At 38.5% G+C, this 5899-nt stretch carries 4 protein-coding genes; 3 read left to right on the top strand and 1 reads right to left on the bottom strand.

The genetic code is table 11. The features are described 5' to 3' along the window. Nucleotides 1-87: 87 nt before the first annotated feature. On the bottom strand, nt 88-285 hold the full coding sequence (locus AN394_RS20675; RefSeq protein WP_055022449.1) for a helix-turn-helix domain-containing protein: 198 nt from the start codon (nt 283-285) through the stop codon (nt 88-90). Nucleotides 286-1584: 1299 nt separating this feature from the next. On the opposite strand from AN394_RS20675, the gene AN394_RS20670 reads away from it, so the two are divergent. From AN394_RS20670 to AN394_RS20660, 3 genes are read left to right on the top strand one after another with little or no spacing between them, the layout of a single operon-like run. Continuing rightward, nucleotides 1585-2319 (top strand): disulfide isomerase DsbC N-terminal domain-containing protein, encoded by a 735-nt coding sequence (locus AN394_RS20670; RefSeq protein WP_055022448.1) that lies wholly within the window; start codon nt 1585-1587, stop codon nt 2317-2319. Nucleotides 2320-2325: 6 nt separating this feature from the next. Next, on the top strand, nt 2326-3045 hold the full coding sequence (locus AN394_RS20665) for a TraV family lipoprotein (RefSeq protein WP_055022447.1): 720 nt from the start codon (nt 2326-2328) through the stop codon (nt 3043-3045). Between the two features lie 14 nt (nt 3046-3059). After that, complete coding sequence (locus AN394_RS20660) at nt 3060-5657, top strand: TraC family protein (RefSeq protein ID WP_055022446.1); 2598 nt, start codon at nt 3060-3062, stop codon at nt 5655-5657. The last annotated feature ends 242 nt before the right edge of the window (nt 5658-5899 follow it).

Below are 5899 nucleotides of genomic sequence, written 5' to 3'. Positions count from 1 at the left end.
TGAAAAAGCATTCTTAACAGCAGTTTCTAAATCGCGAGCAACCTGCTGAGCCGCTGCTGAATCAAAAGATTTAATCCACGCAAACTCTTAGAAAGGCTTTAATTCCTTAAGAAGCGAGGCCATTTCTTTGTAAAACAAGAACGTCTTATCGTACTCATATCGACGCATATTTTCAGACAACAACAGATTCCAAGTGCCACGCGCTGTCGCACCAAACTCAATAAGCTTAGCTTCTTGTTCTGGCGTAGGATTTAGCCTGTAGTTGTATCTGAGCGTCTTTTTCATGTACTGTATAGACCACTGTATAAGGTCGAGTTGTCGAGTTGGAATATGAAACTAAATCTCACTGCAAATATTTAATTGCACTTCATTTAATTCTGGTAGTTAAGTACAGAAAACCTTAAATATTCGCCAGGCAAAGAAATTAAAAAAAGCCAAATTCATCAAGTAGTTACACTATTTCACCTTAAATTATTCAGGGTGAATTCGCCAATTATGCAAGGTTAATCATTTCAAAAGTGCACATTATGGAATCAGGTTATTAAGCAATATTTGGATCAGCAAGAAGGTTTTAATTAGAGCCACAACTTCGTGGTGGAGCGCGTTTCACCAACACCTAGATTGACCTCGCTTAGGCTCTTTAGATTTAGATAGAGCACTAGGCGCTATCTGGTAGATTCCTAAAAGCTAAAAAGTAAAATTGCTCTCCATGGAAAAATAAAAGCAGGACATTCCAACAATTCACTACAATGATTCAAAAGTTCTTGAACTTAACAAGTAGCACTGAATCAAAACAAATAACAGGTGAAGCTCAGTACGAAGATGCCCTAAATTTATGTCGAGGCTATTTAACCTACATTTTCAATTGAGAACATAAGAGAACACAAGACCGTAGGAAGGCTATGTTTACACGAGCAACTTTTGCAAATGCACAGGGCTATGTAAGTCGTTCATTAATGAATGAAATGTTATTAGATAATTTGATAACATGGCAACGAATCAATCTAAACGGTATAGCTGGCTCTTCGATCCCCTGTCGCGACACTCCACCTTAATAAAACACTCGATGACTTCCTTAATAGTGAAAATGAAAAGCTCGGTATTATTGCCAACGCTCTATCAATTGAACGCGGTATAAAGCAACGAATACCTCATAGAAGCTGACCGTTAGTTTTGGAAAGTGGTTCTTTACAGTAGTCTCTTACAAATGAACAAATAAACTCCTGGTGTGATGCATTCGATGAGGAATATTACGAAGATGTTTCATTTCGACAACAACATGTCATTGTGAAGTCTTGATATGTGACAATCTTTATTCGTTAACATTGGTATATATCAACCTTAACCCTAGATCAGTATTTTACCTACTTAAGGCTTTTATATGCATGTCATTAAGCATTTAGAGCTATAAATATCAGAAACACACCATAATTAGTTGATTAAACAAGCATATCAACCCTCGAGTTAGTAAAATTCTGTTTTGTCTAAACCCATGAAAAAATCAAAAATCAGTAATTAATCTTCCATTTTCATGCTATTGCCAAGATTACAATGACATGTCTATCAATTTAAAGGTAAGTCACAATGTCACTAAAGAAAAAAGTCACGGCTATTAGTCTATTAGCAACTGCAAGTCTTTTAAGCGTATCCTCAATGGCGAAATCAATTAATCCGAAAGAATTAAAACAAACTCTTTCTCAAAAAGGTGATATCGAAGGTATTCAAGAACTCCCTGTTGAAAACTTAATGCTAGTTAAGACTAAATCAGGACAAACATATTTTGTATCTAAGAATGGCCGCTTTGTCTTTCAAGGGCTGTTAATTGATACATGGTTTAGACGAACTATTGATGAGTTGAGCGAAGCAAGAAATGCTCACCGTGTCCCTCTTGAAAAAATGGGCGTAAAACTAGATGAGCTTGCAACACTATCATTTGGTAACCAAGACATACCTAAGCAAGCAACAATATTCGTTGACCCTAATTGCGGATACTGCCACGCCCTGTTCAATAAAATTCAGCAATCTCCAGAAAAGTACAATGTCGACTTTGTACTAACAGCGATGCTGGGCAGCCAATCTTTACTTGAGTCTAAACGCCTAAATTGCGCTGTTGATAAATCTAAAGCTGTCATCGACCTTATGAACAAGACAAAACTAGCAACAGAAATGAGAGAAGACTGCGATGCCAAGGCAGTTCAAAAAGCACCTATCGTTATGGGATTGCTTGAGGCTAGAGGGACCCCATTCCTAGTTCGTGAAGATGGTTTAACCTTTAATGGACTACCAAGCGATTTTGATGCGTGGCTTGAGATGGAGTAACTAGCAATGAAAGAAATCTTTAAAATCAGCTCAATTCTAGCCATAGCCTCATTATTTTCTGGGTGTTCAGCATTTACGATTGGTGAAGAGGAATTTTCATGTGCAGGTAAACCGGAACTTGGTCTCTGTAAAGGGCCGATGGAGGTTTATGAGTTAACCAACAATCAAGACCACCTTGAGCACATGATGACTGCAGAATATGCAAAAAACGAAGGTGAAAAAAAGTCAAATTCAGAAGGAAACCAAAAAGTCATTTACGTTAATAGTGAAGGGGAAGACATCACATACGTATATGAACCAAGAAGTTTGCGAAGACAAAACGCACAGGATTATGACAAAGCCAACATTGTTGGTATCGCTAGCAATGACACAATGTCATATTCGAAACAATCACACGATGAGTTGGATGACTTAAGAACTTTCAATTACGTTCCAAATGATATCGCGCCAGAGCCTCTCGCTGTTCTAGAAGAAGCTAAAGCAATGCGTATTTATGTTGCTGCTTGGGAAGACAAGTCTGGAGATTTGAATATTCCAGGCTTCGTTTATGTTGAATTACAACCAAGACGCTGGGTAACAGGCCATCAAGCTCAAATGCGCCCAAGTCGAGTATTACCATTTCAAACAATAAAGAAAAGCAAAGTAACAAGCCAAAGAAAAGAAACTATGGCAAAAGGTATCGATCCGTTGAGCATTTCTAGACCTCAGCCTGAGGCTAATAAGTAAAATAGGTGTATAGCATGCTGAATAAAATCCAAGAAGCTATCGAAAAGATATTGAATCCAGATATCGAAGAAACCCAGCAGAATTTTGCTGGCCCCCTTTGGCGAAGCACCATTGAAGATCAACAAAAGCTTCTCGGAGGTAATAAAGCCGCAGAATTAAACTGTGTAATGGAATATATTAAAGAATATCAAATGTTCTTAATGGAAGGCGGTTACATTGGATTTGTTATCGCCTGCCAACCAACTAACGGGGTAAACAACGAAATAAGAACAGCCTACGAAGGCTTTCTATCTGATGAGTTTCCTCACAACACATTAATTCAACTAAGCCTAGCTGCTTTACCACGAATAGATGGCTTTCTAAATGGTTACAGGCAACTACGAGGGAAGCGGATTGGTGGTGAAGACGGTGAGCTTGCTGATGCAATGAGCGAATCAGTAATTAATTATTACTCTAAAGCAAGAAAAGAGTCTCTTGATAAAAAATCAGGTATCCGGCCAAGAGATTTTGAACATTGGATCACAGTAAAAATCCCAGTTAAAAACTTTATCCCTTCCGATAAAGAGCTCAAAGAGTTCCTAGAGATAAAAGATAGAACATATTCAATATTCGAAGGGTTAGGCTTAGCCCCATTGATTTTAAATGATGAAGAATGGCTTTCAAGAATGCAGACTTTCTTCAATCACTCACCTAATGCGCTTTGGCGAGATAAAGTAAAAATCAACAAGCTTGTCCCACTGGGTGCGCAAATATTAGAGCAGGGCGGAATAATTAACCGTGATGAATATGGTCTAGAATTTTCATCTTTAGATGAGAAATCAAATGGATTTGCTTCAGTCATGACCCTCAAGCAAACACCCGATTACTTAAACTACGGTGATATTATAAACCTGCTAGGTGATTGGCGTTTTGGCAAGCGAACGGTTGCTTGGAACCCATATTTAATGACGCTTAACGTACAGTTACCAAGTATTCATTCTGCAAATGAAGAATTTGATCGCCGTAACAAATGGCTAAAAAAACAAGCAAAAGGAAAAATGCTGGAGTGGGTTTCAACCTTAAAAGACCAAGCACAAGACTACTTTGCAATTGAAGATGAACTTAAAAACTCCAGATTATGTAAAATTAGCCTTAATTTAATAATCCTTGGTGGAAGTAAGAAAGAAACATTCACGGCGACTAGGAAATTGCAGGCATTCTTCAAGCGTAAAGAGTATAAATTCAACATAGAAACAATTTTGGCACCTAGCACCTTCTTAAACGCTTTACCTCTTGGCCTTGATGATGAATATATAAAATTATCAGACCGGTTTGATGAATGGACGGCAAAAGGGGCTGTATTTTTATTACCACATAGCGCGAGTTGGAAAGGAAACACTTCACGGCCAATTCTAGAGTTTGTCACGCGCTTTGGGCAAATATTCGGTTTAGACATATTTGAAACAGATGGTTCTTTTAATGCACTTATTTGCGCTCGCTCTGGAGCTGGTAAGTCATTTTTCAATAATAAGCTAATCACTTCATATCTAGGCTCTGGTGTTAAAAGCCGGCTTGATGTGGGCAGAGATACTGACGGCGCTCAAGTGTTTGTTATTGACAAAGGTCGCTCATATGAAAACTTAGCAAGCCAGTATAAGAATGCTCAATTCATTGACTTCAATAAGAACATGAAGTTTTCACTTGATCCATTTGCAAATATTGATGACTTTTATGGCAAAGAAGGTCAAGCAGCCATGGTTCATTCCTTGCTGAAAGCAATGGCGTCAGAATCAGGTGATTTAAGTGACTACCAATCTACAGAAATGCTTACAGTACTCACTGAGCTTTGGAACCTTAAAGGGAAAGATTCATCAATCACAGACTTTTCTGAGCTGTGTGAAAAGCATCAAGATGTTGAAATAAAGAGGATAGGGCGCCAACTAAAACCATGGTGTGAAGGCGGAATTTTTGGAGACTTTTTTGGTAAGAAATACCCACCAATAAACTTCAAATCACGATTAATCGTTTGTGAGATGGATGAACTATCCTCGCAACCTCACTTATCACAATGTGTTCTGATGAGCCTCATCAACGCAGCTCAACATGCAATGTTTTTATCAGGCAACAAACAAAGAAAACTTTTCATTCTCGATGAAGCTTGGGAATACCTTAAAGACAAGCCGGGTAAAGTCAATTATCTAGCCGAGTTCCTTGAAACTGGTTGGCGTCGATTCAGGAAAACACGTGCAGCTGGCATTTGTATCACACAGAGCTTACTTGATGCTTACCAAAGCCAAGCAGGGATGGCCATTGTTAATAATAGTCCATGGAAGTTTATGTTGGCCCAGGAACCGGAAGCCGTTGATAAACTCAAAGAGTTAAAAGCGTATGATGGTACAGATCAAGACTATGATTTAATGAAAAGCGTTCATACTGATAAGGGCCATTACTCAGAAATCTTAGTGAGATACGGGCAATCGAGGGAAATAGTTAAGCTATTTGTAGATAAAGAAACCCAACTAGTTTACTCAACAGATCCAGATGACAGGGAGTTAGTAGACAAGTTTAAGTCTCAAGGTTATTCAATTAAAAAAGCTCTAGAGCTTGCAAATAAAGAGAAGGGTAGGGGGTAGTTACCTTTGTACACACACGTATATTGAAATAGTCTTAGCTTGCTCTTTCTGGTTGGACTAATAGAACTTAATTAAATCTGACAGTCAATTGTGTACTAATTGCTGACCGTGGGACTAACAAGTTTCTGTCCTGAGGCGGGTTATGTAATTAACTCACCTTTGTCGGATAGACGACACCTGTTACCAAGTGTCGCCCTCCTAAGAACCGTACGTGCAACTTTCACTGCATACGGCTCAAGCCT

It is taken from the genome of Pseudoalteromonas sp. P1-26, assembly GCF_001401795.1.
In the GTDB taxonomy this organism is placed as follows: Bacteria; Pseudomonadota; Gammaproteobacteria; order Enterobacterales; family Alteromonadaceae; genus Pseudoalteromonas.
Note: the sequence above shows the minus strand (reverse complement) of the source record. Positions and strands in the feature narration are given on the sequence as shown.

What these genes read in the sequence shown, in the direction of transcription:
- AN394_RS20675 (WP_055022449.1), bottom strand. Translation starts at nt 285, where the DNA reads ATGAAAAAGACGCTCAGATACAACTACAGGCTAAATCCTACGCCAGAA.
- AN394_RS20670 (WP_055022448.1), top strand. Translation starts at nt 1,585, where the DNA reads ATGTCACTAAAGAAAAAAGTCACGGCTATTAGTCTATTAGCAACTGCA.
- AN394_RS20665 (WP_055022447.1), top strand. Translation starts at nt 2,326, where the DNA reads ATGAAAGAAATCTTTAAAATCAGCTCAATTCTAGCCATAGCCTCATTA.
- AN394_RS20660 (WP_055022446.1), top strand. Translation starts at nt 3,060, where the DNA reads ATGCTGAATAAAATCCAAGAAGCTATCGAAAAGATATTGAATCCAGAT.